Source organism: Paenibacillus tepidiphilus (genome assembly GCF_008635795.1).
Lineage (GTDB): Bacteria > Bacillota > Bacilli > Paenibacillales > Paenibacillaceae > Paenibacillus_AQ > Paenibacillus_AQ tepidiphilus.
This window is the reverse complement of record NZ_VWRQ01000025.1, coordinates 80,816-97,623: the sequence shown is the minus strand read 5'-3', so window position 1 is coordinate 97,623 and position 16,808 is coordinate 80,816. Positions and strand designations below refer to the sequence as shown.

Annotated in this window: 14 protein-coding genes; 2 read left to right on the top strand and 12 right to left on the bottom strand. The window is 54.4% G+C overall.

All coding sequences use genetic code 11. The features are described 5' to 3' along the window. Positions 1 to 529: 529 nt before the first annotated feature. On the bottom strand, positions 530 to 1,747 hold the full coding sequence (locus F1379_RS25280; RefSeq protein WP_150275241.1) for an aminotransferase-like domain-containing protein: 1,218 nt from the start codon (positions 1,745 to 1,747) through the stop codon (positions 530 to 532). Between the two features lie 67 nt (positions 1,748 to 1,814). Then, entirely contained in the window at positions 1,815 to 2,471 is a 657-nt protein-coding gene (locus F1379_RS25275) for a response regulator transcription factor (RefSeq protein ID WP_150275240.1), read from the bottom strand. Positions 2,472 to 2,754: 283 nt separating this feature from the next. Here F1379_RS25275 and F1379_RS25270 point away from each other — a divergent pair, with 283 nt between their 5' ends. Both F1379_RS25270 and F1379_RS25265 read left to right on the top strand, forming a co-directional pair. Then, positions 2,755 to 3,162, top strand: coding sequence for a hypothetical protein (locus F1379_RS25270; protein ID WP_150275239.1), 408 nt, complete (start codon positions 2,755 to 2,757; stop codon positions 3,160 to 3,162). Further along, positions 3,159 to 4,235 carry a phosphodiester glycosidase family protein gene (locus F1379_RS25265; protein ID WP_150275238.1) on the top strand — a complete coding sequence of 359 codons (1,077 nt, stop codon included), beginning with the start codon at positions 3,159 to 3,161 and terminating at the stop codon, positions 4,233 to 4,235. The genes F1379_RS25270 and F1379_RS25265 overlap by 4 nt, the downstream gene beginning before the upstream one ends. Positions 4,236 to 4,379: 144 nt before the next feature. Here the strand turns inward: F1379_RS25265 and F1379_RS25260 are convergent, their stop codons facing one another. The 10 genes from F1379_RS25260 to F1379_RS25215 all read right to left on the bottom strand — a co-directional run bounded on the left by F1379_RS25260 (position 4,380) and on the right by F1379_RS25215 (position 16,719). After that, positions 4,380 to 4,634: an AbrB/MazE/SpoVT family DNA-binding domain-containing protein gene (locus F1379_RS25260; protein WP_150275237.1), complete on the bottom strand. Its 255-nt coding sequence runs from the start codon at positions 4,632 to 4,634 to the stop codon at positions 4,380 to 4,382. Between the two features lie 125 nt (positions 4,635 to 4,759). Beyond that, positions 4,760 to 5,224, bottom strand: coding sequence for a tRNA (uridine(34)/cytosine(34)/5-carboxymethylaminomethyluridine(34)-2'-O)-methyltransferase TrmL (gene trmL / locus F1379_RS25255; RefSeq protein WP_150275236.1), 465 nt, complete (start codon positions 5,222 to 5,224; stop codon positions 4,760 to 4,762). Positions 5,225 to 5,345: 121 nt separating this feature from the next. Beyond that, positions 5,346 to 6,434 (bottom strand): 3-phosphoserine/phosphohydroxythreonine transaminase, encoded by a 1,089-nt coding sequence (serC, locus tag F1379_RS25250; RefSeq protein WP_150275235.1) that lies wholly within the window; start codon positions 6,432 to 6,434, stop codon positions 5,346 to 5,348. A gap of 80 nt (positions 6,435 to 6,514) precedes the next feature. Beyond that, positions 6,515 to 7,423: a hypothetical protein gene (locus F1379_RS25245; RefSeq protein ID WP_150275234.1), complete on the bottom strand. Its 909-nt coding sequence runs from the start codon at positions 7,421 to 7,423 to the stop codon at positions 6,515 to 6,517. A gap of 34 nt (positions 7,424 to 7,457) precedes the next feature. Continuing rightward, positions 7,458 to 10,196, bottom strand: a complete 2,739-nt coding sequence (locus F1379_RS25240) for a GH36-type glycosyl hydrolase domain-containing protein (protein ID WP_239004803.1) — start codon at positions 10,194 to 10,196, stop codon at positions 7,458 to 7,460. A 349-nt stretch (positions 10,197 to 10,545) separates the two neighbouring features. After that, the gene (glnA, locus tag F1379_RS25235) at positions 10,546 to 11,970 is read right to left on the bottom strand and encodes a type I glutamate--ammonia ligase (RefSeq protein ID WP_150275233.1); all 1,425 of its coding nucleotides are present in this window, start codon (positions 11,968 to 11,970) and stop codon (positions 10,546 to 10,548) included. A 279-nt stretch (positions 11,971 to 12,249) separates the two neighbouring features. After that, positions 12,250 to 13,296, bottom strand: coding sequence for a 3-deoxy-7-phosphoheptulonate synthase (gene aroF / locus F1379_RS25230; RefSeq protein WP_150275232.1), 1,047 nt, complete (start codon positions 13,294 to 13,296; stop codon positions 12,250 to 12,252). A gap of 273 nt (positions 13,297 to 13,569) precedes the next feature. Continuing rightward, positions 13,570 to 14,520 carry a 4-hydroxy-3-methylbut-2-enyl diphosphate reductase gene (locus tag F1379_RS25225; RefSeq protein ID WP_150275231.1) on the bottom strand — a complete coding sequence of 317 codons (951 nt, stop codon included), beginning with the start codon at positions 14,518 to 14,520 and terminating at the stop codon, positions 13,570 to 13,572. 62 nt (positions 14,521 to 14,582) lie between these two features. After that, positions 14,583 to 16,028, bottom strand: a complete 1,446-nt coding sequence (locus tag F1379_RS25220; RefSeq protein ID WP_150275230.1) for a sensor histidine kinase — start codon at positions 16,026 to 16,028, stop codon at positions 14,583 to 14,585. A gap of 1 nt (position 16,029) precedes the next feature. After that, the gene (locus tag F1379_RS25215; RefSeq protein ID WP_150275229.1) at positions 16,030 to 16,719 is read right to left on the bottom strand and encodes a response regulator transcription factor; all 690 of its coding nucleotides are present in this window, start codon (positions 16,717 to 16,719) and stop codon (positions 16,030 to 16,032) included. Between the last annotated feature and the right edge of the window lie 89 nt (positions 16,720 to 16,808).

Sequence of the window (16,808 nt, the reverse complement as noted above, 5' to 3'; positions counted from 1 at the left end):
CTTTCTTGGTGGACTTCAACAATCCCGAGAATACCCTACTTTTTTGTTGCCTGACTAGGCCCCAAATCTTGGTACACAACTTATTTTACGCCATCGAACTTTGTACAATTATTTGCCGTACAGCAGGCAGAAATTTAAGGATAATTGTAGTTTCTGCAACTATTTTCCGGCAGATTGCCCCATTTCGGCATATTCATCGGAAATAGATGTACCAACTACAACTAAAGCCGCATCAGCAGCCAAATCATCAACTTTAGTTGTACAAAGTACAATTAAGCTTTAGTCTGCCGGCCACGAGTATATCACCCCTGCCACTCAGAACGCCAAGTGTCCCTTAGGCACCGCCTTCTTCCCTCGGGCCCGGCCGTCGCACCCGCCGCCACTTCACTCAGCTCCATGCGGTGAACTTGTCACCGCTTCGCTTCACTCAGTTCCGTGTGGCCAACTCGCCGCTTCCTCCCTCCGCTACCTGGCGGTGAGCACCGCCCTCTTCCCTTAGCTCCGCACAGCTAACTTCCCCCGCTGCCTCTCAGCTCCGGGCGGTGAACTCGCCGATCGCTTCGCTCATCAGGTTCATCCCGAGCAGCAGCTCGTCGCGGCCGGGATGGCTGAAGTTGAGCCGGATGCGCCGGTTGCCCCCGGTCACGCAGCACAGCGGACCGGGCAGGAAGGCGACGCCTTTCAGCAGCGAAGCCCGCAGCAGCAGTGTCGCGTCCAGCCCTTCCGGCAGCTCCACCCACACGAACATGCCGCCGGCGGGAAGCTCGTAGGCGCACTGCTTCCAGGCGGGCCGCTTCAGCAGCTCTGCCGTCAGCTTCAGCCGCGTATGGTACTCGCGGTTCAGAAGCGCTATATGCTCGCGCAGGTCGAAGGCGGAGGAATCCAGCAGATGATGCAGCAGCCGCTGGTTCAGCGAGCTGGACTGCCAGTCGGCCATCTGCTTGGCGGCCGCCATCATGCCGATCAGCTCGCGGCTGCCCGCCGCCCAGCCCGTCCGCAGCGCCGGCGCCACCGTCTTGCTGAAGGAGCCGATATAGAGCACATGCCCGCCCTCTCCGGCATTCTCCAGCGCATACAGCGACGGCAGTTTGGCCGCCTGCCCGCCGCCGGGCGCCGGAAAATACAGATCGCCGTAGGAGTCATCCTCCACGATCAGCACATGGTTCGCCGTACATAGCTCCAGCACTTCCTTGCGCCGCTCCAGACTCCAGAGAATGCCGCTCGGATTCGTGAAGCTCGGCGTGGCGAACAGCATCTTCGGCCGGTGCTGGCGCAGGGCGCTGCGAAGTTCTTCGGGCAGCAGACCATTCTTGTCTCCTTGGACAGGGATAATCACCGCCCCCTGCATCCGCAGCGCCTGCAGGATGCCCGGAGATGTAGGATTCTCCACCAGCACACGGTCTCCCGGGTCGATGTATACACGTGTCAGCAAGTCGATCGCTTGTTGACTTCCCGTAGTTAGCAGAACTCCGCCTTCGGGAGCATGCACCCCCTTAGCCTTCAGCCAATCTCCGGTCAGCCATTCCCGCAGCGGTCCATACCCTTCAGGATCGCCGTACTGCAGCGCTCCGGCATCTTCGGAGATGACGGTGGAGGCAGCCTCGGCCAGCAAAGACAGCGGGAAGAGCTCTTCCGCCGGCAGCTCCTCGGCCAGCGAGATCAGATTGCCGCGCCGCGTCCGGGTACGGATGCTCAGCAGCGGCGATGACAGCAGCGTGTGCGCACGGGCAGAAAACTCATATTTCATAGGCTCCTCCTTTCCCTGTACCCAGAATATTCCTCCGGGAGGGGCAATATGTCGCCGGCAGCGCCGGTCAGGCGTACAACTGCTTGTTCTGCCTGGAGTAGAGCGCAAATTTCTCAATGGCCTGCGCCCTGGTGGACACATCCAGCTTTACATAGATTTTGCGCAGATAATTGTCGATGGAACGGCGGCTCACCTGGATTTCCAGAGCGATTTTGTCATATGTGATTCCCTGCACAATCCGTTCCATAATGAAACGTTCCGTCTGGGTCAGCTGCAATACACCTTCTGCACCTTTGGACGAGGTAGCCGGACGGAAGCCTTTTTCAATCCAGCTCAGCGGCATCGACAGCATACCTTCACGCAGGCCCTCAATCATCAGCAGCAGCTGGCGGGGCGAAGCGCCCTTCGACAGGATCCCGCTTGCCCCCAGCTCAATCAGCGGCTGAAACAACTCCTTGTCCTCTTCCTCCGTCATAATAATGAAGTGGGTGCGCTGCGCGCTCAGCTTCATCTCCGGCAGCAGCCGTTCAATCGTGCCTTCCGGCATCTGATAATCGGCCAGCACCAGATCCGGCTGAAACTCGCCAATGCTGTGCATACCTTCATTCCATCCCGAATGCATTCCTAGTACCTCAAGCGCACCCTCTTCCTCCAAAATCAGCTTTGTCCCCAGCATACTCGTAGGATGACATCCTATGATGACCACCCGCCACACTCTCATCATTAACGCTCTAACCTCCTGCTATGTGTATATATATGTACCCAGAATGGAAAGCGCCTCGGCGTTCCCGGCTCCTGCAAGCAAGGATGGTTGATCACTTGTCTATTCTTCCTTCATTTACCTTGAATACGCCCCTCAGATATTCCAATCTATAGAAATTGTATCGCAGTAGATTCATAGGATGCAATTCTTTTTTATTGTTAGCGGAAGCTATTTCATTTTTGCGAAATCAAAAAAAGTTTGATAGAATGGGGACTTGAACAAAAACAGCCTGAGGTGATACAAAATGCAACCCCTAGCGGAATCAAATCCGGTCAGCCGGCGTCGCAGCGCGGTCAAAAACGGACCTTCCGTCAAATGGTTCCTGTTGTTCTGGATACTGCTGATCGGTGCCGGCGTCTATGGCGTCTACAGCTATACCAACCATCTGAAAGAACAGATGCTAAGCCAGCTTGGCGCACAGAGCCAGCAGCAGCTTACTGTACTCAAGACCGACTACGAGACCAAAATAACCGCGCTTACCGAGCAGGTGCAGCAATTACAGAGCACCGTGGACACCTTTAACGAGCTGCTAACGTTTACCAAGGACAACCAGAGCGACAAGACAGACAACAGCAACAAGCTTTATACACAGCTAAGCGAGGTCCGCAAGCAGCTTGATAGTCTCAAGAAGGAAATGGATTTGCTGAAATGATGACTCCTGTTAAAAAAGTAAACCGCTTCTTCATGCTGCTGACCGCTCCGCTCTTCGGTTTGCTGCTGTGCTTGTGGCTATACCATCCGCCGGTGGAGTTCAAGCTGGACCTGGAGCCATATACAGCTGTGTCCGGTCCCGTAGAGGAGACAGCCGCGCTGCAGCAGAAGCTGGCCACGGCCCGCTCCGCGGCCACCGCCACTCTGGAGTCGATCAGCGCCAGCGCGCAGCTGTACAAGCAGACTACCAATACAATGAACGCCATTGTAACCACAGCCGTTGCCCAAGCTGCGCGGCCCGAGCGGATCTATAACCGGCGCATTACATCCAAGCTGGGCATACCGGCCGATGTGGTGAACAGCGACCGGATTACCATCGAATTATACCGGCTGAATCCCGGCAATTATAAAGCTTATGCGCTTAAAATCAAACTTAAGGATGCCACGGCCATGAAGATGAGCCTGGCCGGAAGCTCTGCCCAAGGCGGAGCCGGCGCCGAGACAACGCTGCATGCCGTGAACCGCTTTGGCGCGACTGCCGGCATTAACGCCGGAGGCTTCGCGGACCAGAACGGCAAACGTTATCCGCTGTCCACAACGGTGATCAGCGGCAATTATGTCAACGGCTTTGAAGCCAGCTACAAGGATCTCAGCTTTGTCGGCCTGAACCGTTCCGGCCAGCTGATCGGCGGCAAATTCAGCAGCCGGGCCCAGCTCGAACAGCTGGGTCCGGTGTTCGGCGCCACATTTGTCCCCGTGCTGCTGAAGAATGGCATGAAGGTGAGCATTCCTGCCAAATGGCAGAATAGTCCAAAGCGCGCGCCGCGTACCGTCATCGGCAACTATAAGGACGACCAGCTGCTGGTTCTGGTGGCGGACGGCTACAACGAGAGCGGTACTTCCGGGGCTACATTGCAGGAGCTCCAGAACAAGCTCTACAACATGGGAGTTATGGATGCCTATAATCTGGATGGCGGCGGCTCCTCCTCCCTGATTTTTAAAGGGAAGGTCATCAACCGCCCGTCGGACGGGCAGCTGCGGAAGGTGCCGACGAATTTCCTGTTTTTCAAATAACCCTCTATTCATCTTGATGCTGATTCAGCCACCAGGAGAGGATTTCGCAAAAAAAGCACCGCACAAATGTGCGGTGCTCTTTATTGTTTATTTCGGCGTGCCTGCCGATGCTATGTATAAAGCTCTGTTCTCGGTCTGCCCATATTAGGCATGCTTGGACAGCTGGGTCATTTCGCCCAGACAATCGGCACAAATATAACGTTCCTTGTATTCACTTACACCTTCCATCGAACCGCAGAACACACATTTCGGACGATAGCGCTCCAGAATGATATGGTCGCCTTGCACCAGAATTTCGACCGGATCGCCTTCATTCATCTGGTATCTTTTGCGCAGGGACTTAGGCAGAACAATTCTACCCAGCTGATCCACTTTACGAACTACGCCAGCAGGTTTCATTTCTAACTTACACCTCTCCTGTTCAACTAATAATTAGTAGTTACTACTTTTTTCAGCACTATTCAATACATTTCGTGATGTGGTTGTCGAATCCTGCTGAAAAAAATAAAAAAATTTGTCTACTTTTAGAATAGTTGGGGGAAATCGAGTTGACGCAGTGCTTCGTACACAACAATCGCCGCCGAGTTCGACAGATTCAGCGATCTTACGGCATTGCTCATCGGCATGCGCATCAGCGTCTCCCGGCCTTGCTCGAGAATTTCCGGTGACAGCCCTTTGGTTTCCTTGCCGAACACAAAGAAGTCGCCATCGCGGAAACTGTAGTCGCTGTAACGCTTCTCCGCTTTGGTGGTCGCATAGAAAAAGCGGCTTCCCGCATACTTCTCCAGCACCTCGCCGAAGGAATCGTGGTATTCGATATTGACGGCATGCCAGTAATCCAGCCCCGCCCGCTTCAGTGTGGCATCATCCGTACGAAAGCCCAGCGGCCGCACCAGATGCAGCGTTGTGCCGGTCGCCGCACAGGTACGGGAAATGTTGCCGGTATTCGCCGGAATTTCCGGTTCCACAAGTACAATGTGTAGTGCCATGTTGTATTTTCCTTTCTGTGTATGTCTTTGGCTGTGCAGCGGCGTTGTCCGCTCTTGAATTCCCCCGGGGAATGAAGAACACCTTCCGCCTGCAGGCGGAAGGTGCTGAAGCTTTCGTGCATTAGCCCTGGGTTTGCTGGAAATGCTTCATGAAATCGGTCAATGCCTTAACGCTCTCGTGAGGAACGGCGTTATAAATGGAGGCGCGCAGGCCGCCGACGCTGCGGTGACCCTTCAGTCCGACAAAGCCTTCCTGCTCGGAGGCTTTCACGAACTTCTTCTCCAGCTCTTCCGATTCCATGCGGAACGTAACATTCATGATCGACCGGCTGCCGGTTTCCGCTACACCGCGGAAGAAGCCGCCGCTGGCATCGATCGTGTCATAGAGCAGACCCGCTTTGTCACGGTTCTTGGTCTCAATACCGGACAGGCCGCCCTGCTCCTCTACCCATTTTAACACTTCGTTGACCATATATACAGAGAAGGATGGAGGCGTATTGTAGAGAGAGTTGTTCTTATAATGCGTGCTGTACCGCAGAATCGTCGGAATGGTGGACGGCGATTCGGCCAGCAGCTCTTCCTTGGCGATGACCACGGTTACGCCCGATGGTCCGAGATTCTTCTGGGCTCCGGCATAGATCAGTCCGAATTTGCTGACGTCGAAGCTGCGGCTCAGGATATCACTGGACATATCGGCGATCAGCGGAAGTGCGCCTGTATCCGGGAATTCCGCGTACTGCGTACCCTCAATCGTCTCGTTGGAGGTGATGTGCAGATAAGCGGCATTGTCCGCAGGCTTGATGCTGCCGAGTTCGGGAATGGCCAGGAATTTCTTGTCCTCCGAAGTGGCTGCCACATGCGCTCCGCCTGCCAGCTTCGCTTCCTTGAAGGCTTTATCCGCCCAGCTTCCGGTCATCACATAGCTGCCTACCTGTCCGGCGGAAATGAAGTTCAGCGGCACCATCGCAAACTGGGTGGTTGCTCCGCCCTGAACCAACAGAACCTTGTAGCCCTGCGGATTGCCAAGCAAGGCAAGCAGACGCTCCTGTGCTTCATTATGCACGGATTCATAGATGGCTCCGCGGTGCGACATTTCCATAATGGACATTCCGCTCTCCCGGAACTCCACAAACTCCGCCTGTGCACGTTCCAGTACTGGAAGCGGCAGCGCCGCCGGTCCGGCATTAAAATTGTATGCTCTCTTGCTCAAAACTCTCCCACCCTTTCTCGCCTATCAATATGGAATATGGATTCCATAATAGCAGCAATCGTACACACCAGCAAGTATAATTATTCACATATCAGGTGAGATTCCTTCGGACCAAAAAATTGAAAGCTGCGCCTCCAGCTTCCCGTCATGCCCGGTTCAATGAAGATATCCGCGAACACCTCGGGCGAAATCACATGCCGCTCTCCCCATAGAGCCATGCGCTGCGGCGTATAATCCCCGCTCTCTCTGACCCCGGTTCCGCTGGGCAGATGCAGCAGCTCCCAGTAGTAATCCGCAGGCGCTCCCGCCCGGAAGCCGAGCTTGCAGTAGAACGGCCGCTCCGGCTGCCGCTTCCAGGTCAGTGCACTTCCCGTATATTCCAGCAGTTCTGCGGTATAGGACGATTCCGTCTCCTCTATCCGCGGCTTACCAGGCAGATTCAGACGATAATCACTGCCGACCGGAGCACTGCCGATTCCCAGGAAATTATGCACATATTCTTCGGTAATAATCGGCTTCTCTCCGCTGTTCTCCAGCGTGTAGGAAATATTCAGCCGGTCCAGCTTAAGCTCAATCACTTTGGTTAACCGCATGCTGTACCCGCGGCACTCCAGCGGCTCTACGGTATAGGTTACCGCAGATTCGTTCCGCTGCATGTTAAATGTAAACGGAATGAGAGGGTATTCGCCGCTGAAGGAATACGGTCCGGCAGCGGTCTTTTGCAGCAATCCGACTCCCGGCTTCGGAAACCATTCACCGACCTTCGCCTCTTCATAACCGATTGCCCGGGAGATACCGAACTCATTGCACAGGCCGGCGCCGCCGGTGCCCGCTCCGGGGCTAAGGCTTTCCGGCACACAAAAGGTGTAGCCCCCGCGTTCAAGCGTCACTTGTGAAATGAACCCGGACCAGTCGAACCGGGTGCCCCCGTATGCCCCCGGTTCTTCAATTACGGCGCTCAGAATGCCGTTGTTCAATGTAAAGGCCATATGCGGCTTTTCCTTTCATTAGGGATTGGGCACTTTAGATGAATTGCACCTCCAGAAGATGTGTTCTGCCCGCTTCGAGCGCTTCCAGCACCCCCCTGGCGATCAACACACCCTCTGAGACGCGCTGAAGCGTCACCACAGTGCCATTCAGCAATACCGAGTGTATTTGGTACTCTCCGTATTCGCGGCTTCCTGCGGCCTTGTAGACGATCTCAAGCTCATGACCCGCAAACAGAGTCTGTATGGAAGCCTGCCCAGCACTGTCAAACTGCTCGCCGACCAGCTTCGGCTGCAGCAGCAGATCGCCAAGCTTGCCCTTGACGCCGAACACCTCATTTACCATCGTCAGAAGCAGCCAGCTGGCTGAACCGGTCAAATAGGTGTACATCCCTCTGCCCTGTTCGTTGATGTATTCAGGAATGCCGGGATAAATACGGCTGGTCGCAAAATCACTGCTGAGCCGGTACAGCGAATCGAGCACCTTGTAACCCTCACGCACATACCCGCGCTTGTAAAGCGCGTTGGCGTACATCACGGTCATGTGGCTAAACATGGCCCCATTCTCCTTGTGCCCATAGGCAAAGCCGAAGGCCCGGCCCAGATTCTGCTGAATTCCGCCGAAATCAGTATTCAGCCGGTAGCCGATCCGCGGATCACACAAATTGCGCTCTACAGCCGCAATCATCGCCGGGACCTGCTCCGGCGATGCGGCATGCCCCAGCAACGGGAATACCTGGCCCGTCAGCGTCATCCGGACGCCGCCCGGGAATTCACCCTCGACCCGCTCGCCGTCATTGTTGTAATACCCGTTGAACCAGCCGCCGCCTTGCCCGCTTTCCACCCATTCATTCTTGCGGAGATGTCCGAACATCCATTCCGCCTTGCGCCGGAGATCCTCCGCTACCTGCTCCAGCGGAAGCTCTGCCTTCATTCCGCTAACCCGGTTAGGCGCTGCGGCATAATAGCGCTCCAGCCGTTCCCGCTTCGCCTGCACTGAATTGTAATCTACAGCTTCCGTTAAGGAATCAAGCAGCCACTCCAGCTCCTCCGCCAACCGAAGCGTTGTTACGCCGGAGCGTTCCTTCAGTGCAGCCAGCAGCTCTGCCAGATCGTACAGGTTGCTCGCATAGAATGCGCTGAAAGCCACACTCTCCCCGCGTCGGGTGGCCATATCCAGCCCGTCGTTCCAGTCCGCGCCTTCCAGCAGAATATTATTGTGCTCGCCGACATTAAAGAAAGGAACCAGATGCTGCAGCATAATATGCTCAAGCACCGTCCCCTTATAAACCTCACCTTCCGCCGTACGGAGGATGCTCCCGGCTGCAGCAGACCAGGAGGCATCCCGGCTTTGACAGCGGTTCATGAAGGCATCGCGGAAATACACCTGCTCTTCCAGCAGGAAGCCGAGGTCTCCGCTTTGATTCAAATAAAGCATCGTCGTCAGCAGCGGCCAAGCCCCGTGATCCATCCATACCCTCGGGATATTGTTGCGGTCGGCAATAAATTCGCCCGGTTCCTTCCCGATGATCGTTGCATTGCTGCCGTCAATCCGTACTCCGGCGTAATTGTTCAGCAGCAGGCTCCGTACATCCTCCGGTTCCATCATGAGCAGGGCAAGGCAATCCTGCCACAGATCGCGCCATCCCCGGCCGCCCCGACCATAATCATGATACGGCAGAAAAGAATTTCCGTATAACCGGCGAAGAATCGGCTGGAGCGTGACCCATTTCATCCACTGGTCATAATCTCCGCTTCCTGTATGGAACTTGAGCGTATCGACCTTAGCGGCCCAGAAGCGTTTGTTCTCCTCCAGCAGCCTGTCAAAGGCGGCAGCTGTTCCATATCCGGCCATGATCTCGGGAACAGCAATCCGCCCGTCCCCGATTGCCAGTACCAGAATGTAAGCACGGCTCTCCCCCGGCTGCAGCAAGGCTGAAGCGAAACGCAGACCGCCAAGCGCCTCATACCCCTCCCGGCCAGTGCTTTGGGCAGCATTCATCGAAGGCGGCAGATTCCGTACCGCTGCCTCCGGCCAGTCCAGACTTCCTCCTTCGCCGGTGAACTCCTCCTGCACGGGGAACAAGCCAACCGGAGGTGCACCTGTTTCGTCCGCTCCCAGCACTGCATAGGAAGCCTGATTTACCCGGTGTCCTCTTTCATCGAAGGATAGCGCCGGCTGCACCTCCACCCCAAATTCGGAGGTGTAAATCCGGTTCAGCAGCGAGGTCACATGGCGGTGATCACGCAAATCATCGGCTGAGCGGGCATATAGCGGCACTGCCGCTGTGGGTGTCACCAGCTGTTCATCCGCCCCTGTGTTGGTGAGAACCACCTTCATCAGCTCCACTTTCCCGGCGCCGCCCGGCACAAAGCTGGTAATCTCCGCTTTCAGCGGATATTCGCCGCTCGTACGGGTAACCCTGTGCCATAGTAGGCCTGCCTCCAGCTCACAGCGATCCGCCTGCGGCGTATAGGCTAGTGCATTTTGCCTAGCGGAATCTCCTGCAGCCGACCATACCCCGAGACCTTCGATATGTACCCAGAAATTACGGCCGGTCCGGGATTGATGCAGATCCTCCACCGAGACGGGTGCGGTCAGAAATGAATTATGTCCGGCAGTCGCCATGCCATGCAGCTTCGGCGTAACTGAAGACATCATCCCGGCTTCATTCACCAGCGGAAAATATAGAAAGCTGCTCCGTTCAGGGTCCTTCAGTTCAAAGTCCCCGTTGGTACCAGTAAATCGCCATTTCGGCTGTTCCATATGCTTCATGAATCCTCAACCTTTCTACGGATAAAATTGTACTTGCACGAAGATCCGACTAAACCAAATTTTCGAAATCGTTTTCGTAAAATATTATTGCATTCGCCCCATTTCTTGTAAAGAAAAATTTCGGACATCTCTAGAAATCATATTTCTTCTCTTATAAAAAATCCAATGATATCAGTGAAAAATCCATAAATTTATAGAAAGAATCTTCCATTCGCAAATAAAGCTCATACTGCTTATGATGTTAATAGAAACGGTATTTTTACGAAAGTTTCGTAATACCAAAAAAAGAAGCTCCCGGCGAACCGGAAGCTTCTTTATTAATGAAGATTAGAATATAGAAGTGATTAGATTATACGCTGAAGTACAGGGCGTATTCGTGCGGATGCACACGGATAGCAACCTCTTGAGCTTCGGCACGCTTCAAAGCGATATAGTTGTCGATGAAGTCCTTGGTGAACACGCCGCCTTCAGTCAGGAACTCATAGTCGGCTTCCAGGGAATCCAGCGCTTCGTTCAGGCTGCCCGGAACGCTGCGGATTTTGGATTTGTCGTCGTCGGACAGTTCGTAGATATTCTTGTCCAGCGGACCGTAGCCCAGCTCGATCGGGTTGATCTTCTTCTTGATTCCGTCCAGGCCGGCCATCAGCATAGCGGAGAAGGCCAGGTAAGGGTTGGCTGTGGAGTCCGGAGTACGGAACTCGATACGACAGCCCTTAGGTGTCACAGCAGCTACCGGGATTCGGATTGCAGCGGAACGGTTGCCTTTGGAGAATACCAGGTTAACCGGTGCTTCGTAGCCAGGAACCAGACGTTTGAACGAGTTGGTGCTTGGGTTCGTCAAAGCGATCAGGGCCGGAGCATGGTAGAGGATACCGCCGATGTAGTGCAGTGCAGTTTCGCTCAGGTTTGCATAAGCGCCTTTTTCGAAGAACAGCGGAGTATCGCCGTTAAAGATCGATTGGTGAACGTGCATACCGCTGCCATTATCGCCGAAGAGCGGCTTAGGCATGAAGGTTGCCACTTTGCCGTATTGGCGGGCAGTGTTATGCACAATGTATTTGTAAGTCAGCAGGTTGTCGGCAGTTTTCTTCAGGGTGTCGAAACGGAAGTTGATTTCCGCTTGACCAGCCGTTGCCACTTCATGGTGATGGCGCTCGATTTCGAGACCCGCTTCACCCAGCAGACGGCACATTTCACTGCGGATATCCTGTTGGGAATCCACTGGAGCTACCGGTACGTATCCGCCTTTGACGCCGACCTTGAAGCCCAGGTTGCCGCCTTCTTCTTTACGGTTCGTGTTCCATACAGCCTCTTCGGAATCCACAGTGTAGGAAGAAGTGTTCATGCTGCTTTCATAACGGACATCGTCGAAGATAAAGAACTCGGATTCAGGTGCGAAGAATGCCGCTGTACCAACACCGCTGGCTTGCAGGAACTCTTCTGCTTTCACCGCGATACCGCGAGGGTCACGCTCATAGCGCTCGCCGTCCGGAGTGAAAATGTCGCACATAATGTTAAGAGTAGGGTGAGCAGTAAACGGATCGATATATGTACTGCTTGGATCCGGCATCATAACCATGTCGGACTCTTCAATACCGCGGAAACCGGTGATGGAAGAACCGTCGAACGCTACGCCATTTACAAAAGTTTCTTCTTCAACCGCGGACGCCGGCAAAGAGATGTGGTGAGCACGTCCCCCCAGATCTACAAAGCGAAAGTCCACCCACTCGATATTGTTTTCCTTGATCGTTTGCAATACTTTTTCTACCGACATGATTATTCCTCCCCAAAATTCCGAACATTAGGCCGCTCTCAGTATCAAATGTTCTTTGTTTAATTTTTTTGCTGTCGTCATTATAAATCGCATACCTAACATCGTCAATGCTTATGTCAGGTATTTCTTATCACAATGTGAGATATTCTGACGCTTTAGTGAAGATTGTCTAAACCTCTCTTTAACGGCTCACCCCCGCGATAAGCATGACAAAACAGCCCTCTTCTTCCCGTTCGAAAAACGGTGAAAAGGACTGTTAATCACGGCTTTAGTCCGGTATTACAGTACCGGTGCCGGCTGCAGCGAATCCGAGAGCTTGCGTCCCACCAGCGGTGCCAGCTTCTCCAAATCTCTCAGCAGCTCATCGAATTGTTCGGGAAACAGGGATTGTACACCGTCACCGGTCATCGAATTATCCGGATCGGTATGCATCTCGATAATCAGACCGTTGGCGCCTGCAGCAACCGAGGCTTTGGCCATCGGGGCCACCAGCTCACGCCGGCCGGTGCCGTGGCTCGGATCAGAGATGACCGGCAAATGGCTGAGACTCTGCAGTGCCGGAATCGCCGAGAGATCAAGCGTATTGCGCGTGTAGGTCTCGAAGGTGCGGATGCCGCGCTCGCACAGCATGACATCGCGGTTGCCGCCGGCGAGAATGTACTCGGCCGCATTCAGCAGCTCGTCGTAAGTTGCGCTGAAGCCACGCTTGAGCAGCACAGGACGGCCGCAGGTGCCCAGCTTGCGCAGCAGGTCGAAGTTCTGCATGTTGCGGGTACCGACCTGCAGAATATCGGCATGCTCTGCGCAAATGTCCACATACTCCGGTGTCATAACCTCCGTAATGGTCAGCAGGCCATGGCGTTTGCCGGCCTCGGCCATCATGGTAAGGCCTTCAACGCCCACCCCCTGGAAGCTGTAAGGACCCGTACGCGGCTTGAACGCGCCGCCGCGCAGCACCTGTCCTCCGGAAGCTTTGACCAGCCGGGCGATCTCATCGATCTGCTCCGGAGACTCGACGGCGCACGGACCGCCCATAATAACCAGATGCTCCCCGCCAATCTTCACGCCATTAATATCAATAATCGTATCTTCCGGGTGAAAGTCACGGCTCGCCAGCTTGTAGGACTTGGAAATCTTGACGACGTTGTCCACGCCCTTCATCTGGCGCAGATGCTCAGCCAGCTTCGGCGTCACGCCGCCGATCAGACCGATAACTGTATGGTCAGCTCCCCGGGACAGGTGAACCTGCAGGCCTTCCTTCTCAATAACGGCAATAATGTCGTTTACTTGTTCCTGCGGTGTTTGATTGGATGTAATAACGATCATATGATAGCTCCCCTTTTAGGAAATAATGGATTTTCATTGCCTTTACATGTCAAATGATTGCTGTCGCACTCCGACGCGTGTACGCTTTTAAGCGTTAAAGTGATTTTACCGCAGATTTCCTTATCCGTCAACCTAAATCATATGTCTCAGTTAAATAATTCCAATCATTTCAACCGGTCACGTACTAAGACCCGCTGCCCCCTTTCCTACCGCAAATCAAAACAGCACATAGCTCCAGAATGGAGCCATGTGCCCGATAGATCTATAAGTGCTTTAAGTTGTCGTCTTGGTCTTAACCGGCGGCAGCAGCTTCTTCATGTTCACGGTACGCTTGATCTCCCAGGTCTCGGGAAGCGCCGGATCATACTGCTCCAGGTAATTGATGACTTCCTTCGTAATTGGCGTCGGCGTCGAAGCGCCGGAGGTCACCCCTACCTTGCCCACGCCCTGCAGCCATTCAATCTTCAGCTCGGACACGTCGGCAATGCGGTGGGCAGGTACACCGGCAATCTCCTCCGAGACCTGGGCCAGACGGTTGGAGTTGTTGCTGCGCGGGTCGCCGACCACGATGAGCAGGTCGCACTCACCGGCCTGCTCGGCAACCGCCTCCTGGCGTACCTGAGTCGCCATGCAGATCTCATTGTGCACTTCAGCGCCGGGAAATTTCTCCAGCAGCTTCTTCATTATATTCCTGATATCCCACTGGCTCATGGTCGTCTGGTTCGTAATCACGATACGAGAGGAAGGAACCGATAATCCGGCAATTTCCTCTTCTTTCTCAATCAGGTGGACATGCTCCGGCGCGATGCCGACGGCACCCTCCGGCTCGGGATGGCCCTTCTTGCCGATATACACAATCTCGTAGCCCTCCGCCACCTTCTCCTTAATCAGATCATGGGTCTTCGTCACATCGGGACAGGTGGCATCGACGGTGGTCAGACCTTTGGCGCGGGCGATCTTCCGCACTTCCGGCGATACGCCGTGGGCCGTGAAGATGACGGTGCCTTTGTCGACTTTGTCGAGAATGTCCAGACGGTTGCTGCCGTCCAGGGTGATAATCCCTTCATCCTCAAAGGAGTTGGTGACATGGCTGTTATGCACAATCATGCCAAGTATATAAATCGGCCGGGGCAGATCGAGATTTTGCGCAGCCTGCCGCGCCATGACCATGGCGTCAACAACGCCGTAGCAATAGCCCCGGGGAGAAATTTTGAGCACTTCCATTCACTACTCACCGCTTTCTGTTGTCATTCAGACGTTAATAGGGACTGCCCTCAAATTATACCCTATTCCAGCGGCGGAGCAAAGAGAAGCGGCAGCCAGATGATGAATGTAGTGCCTTCACCCTGCCGTGTAACTACTTCCACGGAGCCTCCGTGTTCATCGATAATCCATTTGGCAATCGAGAGTCCAAGGCCAATCCCCTCTGTGATGCCGCGCGACTCGTCGGCGCGGTAGAAACGTTCAAAGATATGGGGCACTTCGTCTTTATCCATACCGATGCCGGTGTCGGTAATCCGGATACCCACCTGATTCTGGTAGAACACCGTATCCAGCGTAACCTCGCCCGAAGGAGTGTACTTAAACGCATTATCGATGAAAATAAACAGCATTTGCTGCAAATAATCCTTATTGCCGATGACATATTTGCCGTTAAGCTGCGACATATTGCCTACGCTCCATTCCGCCTGCCGCGGCAGGAAGGCGGCCCGGCGGCCGATTTCCGTCATCATCGGCTCCAGTGCCACCGGCTCCTTGTCAAAGGTACGCCCGGTATCGGCACGGGCCAGCGAGAGCATGTCGGCGACCAGCCGGCTCATCCGTTTGGATTCATCGGCGATATCCTTGACGGATTCAATGGACAGCTGGCGGATTTCCGCCTCGCTCAGTTTGCCTTCACCCGGCTCCATTTCCCATACCTTCTGCAGAAGATCGATATTGCCGCGGATGGTTGTCAGCGGTGTCCGCAGCTCATGCGAGGCGTCGGATACAAACCGGCGCTGGGTAGCATAGGATTCCTCAAGCTCCTTATAAGCGCCCTCCATCCGCCCCAGCATACTGTTGAACGTTTCAATAAGCCGGCCGATTTCATCGGGCGGTCCGTTGTATTCTATGCGTGAGCTGAGATCATTGCCGGTCTGAATTCCGTTGGCTGCCTCAATGACATCGCCGATGGGGTTCATTGACTTCTTGGCGAGGAATGCAGCCAGGGTAAAGGCTGCGAACAAGGTTGTGAAAGAGCCGACGAGCAGGATATTCTTCAACCTGCTGAGCATGTTTACCTGCTCCCCGGTATAAACTGCAACCTGAAGTACCGCAGAATAAGGAACGTTATTAACGGCCACATCCACCGCCTTCTGGTAGACCAGAAATGGATTCCCTCCATAAACAGCCTGCAGGAAACCCTGCTGTTTGCCGAGATTCACCTGCGGAGGCACCTTCAGCTCCACATTGATTTCTGTCAAATTCGGACTGGGAATCAGCTTATTCAGATCATAGATGTACAGTTGGGCAAACAACGTCTGACCAGCCGGCCCGTCGAGCACCGTCTGTAAACCGTCAAAGTTCCAGGCCTGTCGCAGCTGAACCTGCTGCGCCTGTGTTTTTAGCCGGTCCTTTAAATCACCGTACGTATTAAAGTAGACAAAACCGTAAATTGCGGCCGAAAGGCCAAGCAGCATAACCGCCAATATCCCTGAATACCAAGCTGTCAGCCGCAATTTGATGGACATATTAATGGTCACCTCTTAGAATATATCCGGCGCCCCGGATAGTCTGAATTAAACGTTTGCCTCCATGCTCCTCCGTCTTCTGCCGCAGCATGGCAATATAGACTTCCAGTACATTCGATTCACCGCTGTAATCATAGCCCCAGATCTTATCCATAATGAGGTCGCGGGACAGCACACGCTTCGGATTCTGCATGAACAGATGCAGCAGCTCGAACTCCTTGGCCGTCAGCTCCAGGCGTTTGCCACCGCGCGTCACTTCGCGCGAATCGACATCCAGCGTGATATCTTCGTACGTCAGCGCCTGCTCCGAGCCGCCGCCCTGTTCGCTCTTGCGGCGAAGCAATGCCCGCACCCGGGCCAGCAGCTCCTCCAGCGCAAACGGCTTTACGAGATAATCGTCGGCGCCAAGGTCCAGCCCCTTCACGCGGTGTTCAATCTCATCCTTGGCTGTCAGCATCAATACAGGCACCGAGCTGCCGCCCTCGCGCAGTCTGCGGCACACCTCAAAGCCGTCCACCTGCGGCATCATCACATCCAGGATAACCACATCCGGATCGCCTGTCAGAATTGCGCGCAGTCCGTCCGCACCGTTGGCCGCCGTCTTGACGTCATAGCCCTCAAAGGCTAGCCCGCGGCGCAGCATGGAGATGATTTTTTCATCATCGTCAATAATTAGAATATTCGGTCGCATACTTAGGCCCCCATTGGTCAAAATCATATGTCTCTATTGTAGCATGAATCCGTTCTCTTACGTCCGGAGCAGCAAAAACGGAAGGGTTA

Coding starts and splice junctions, on each gene's coding strand:
- F1379_RS25225 (WP_150275231.1), bottom strand. CDS start 14,520: ATGGAAGTGCTCAAAATTTCTCCCCGGGGCTATTGCTACGGCGTTGTT.
- aroF (WP_150275232.1), bottom strand. CDS start 13,296: ATGATCGTTATTACATCCAATCAAACACCGCAGGAACAAGTAAACGAC.
- F1379_RS25280 (WP_150275241.1), bottom strand. CDS start 1,747: ATGAAATATGAGTTTTCTGCCCGTGCGCACACGCTGCTGTCATCGCCG.
- F1379_RS25245 (WP_150275234.1), bottom strand. CDS start 7,423: ATGGCCTTTACATTGAACAACGGCATTCTGAGCGCCGTAATTGAAGAA.
- F1379_RS25215 (WP_150275229.1), bottom strand. CDS start 16,719: ATGCGACCGAATATTCTAATTATTGACGATGATGAAAAAATCATCTCC.
- F1379_RS25265 (WP_150275238.1), top strand. CDS start 3,159: ATGATGACTCCTGTTAAAAAAGTAAACCGCTTCTTCATGCTGCTGACC.
- F1379_RS25220 (WP_150275230.1), bottom strand. CDS start 16,028: ATGTCCATCAAATTGCGGCTGACAGCTTGGTATTCAGGGATATTGGCG.
- F1379_RS25240 (WP_239004803.1), bottom strand. CDS start 10,196: ATGAAGCATATGGAACAGCCGAAATGGCGATTTACTGGTACCAACGGG.
- trmL (WP_150275236.1), bottom strand. CDS start 5,224: ATGGCACTACACATTGTACTTGTGGAACCGGAAATTCCGGCGAATACC.
- F1379_RS25270 (WP_150275239.1), top strand. CDS start 2,755: ATGCAACCCCTAGCGGAATCAAATCCGGTCAGCCGGCGTCGCAGCGCG.
- F1379_RS25275 (WP_150275240.1), bottom strand. CDS start 2,471: ATGATGAGAGTGTGGCGGGTGGTCATCATAGGATGTCATCCTACGAGT.
- F1379_RS25260 (WP_150275237.1), bottom strand. CDS start 4,634: ATGAAACCTGCTGGCGTAGTTCGTAAAGTGGATCAGCTGGGTAGAATT.
- glnA (WP_150275233.1), bottom strand. CDS start 11,970: ATGTCGGTAGAAAAAGTATTGCAAACGATCAAGGAAAACAATATCGAG.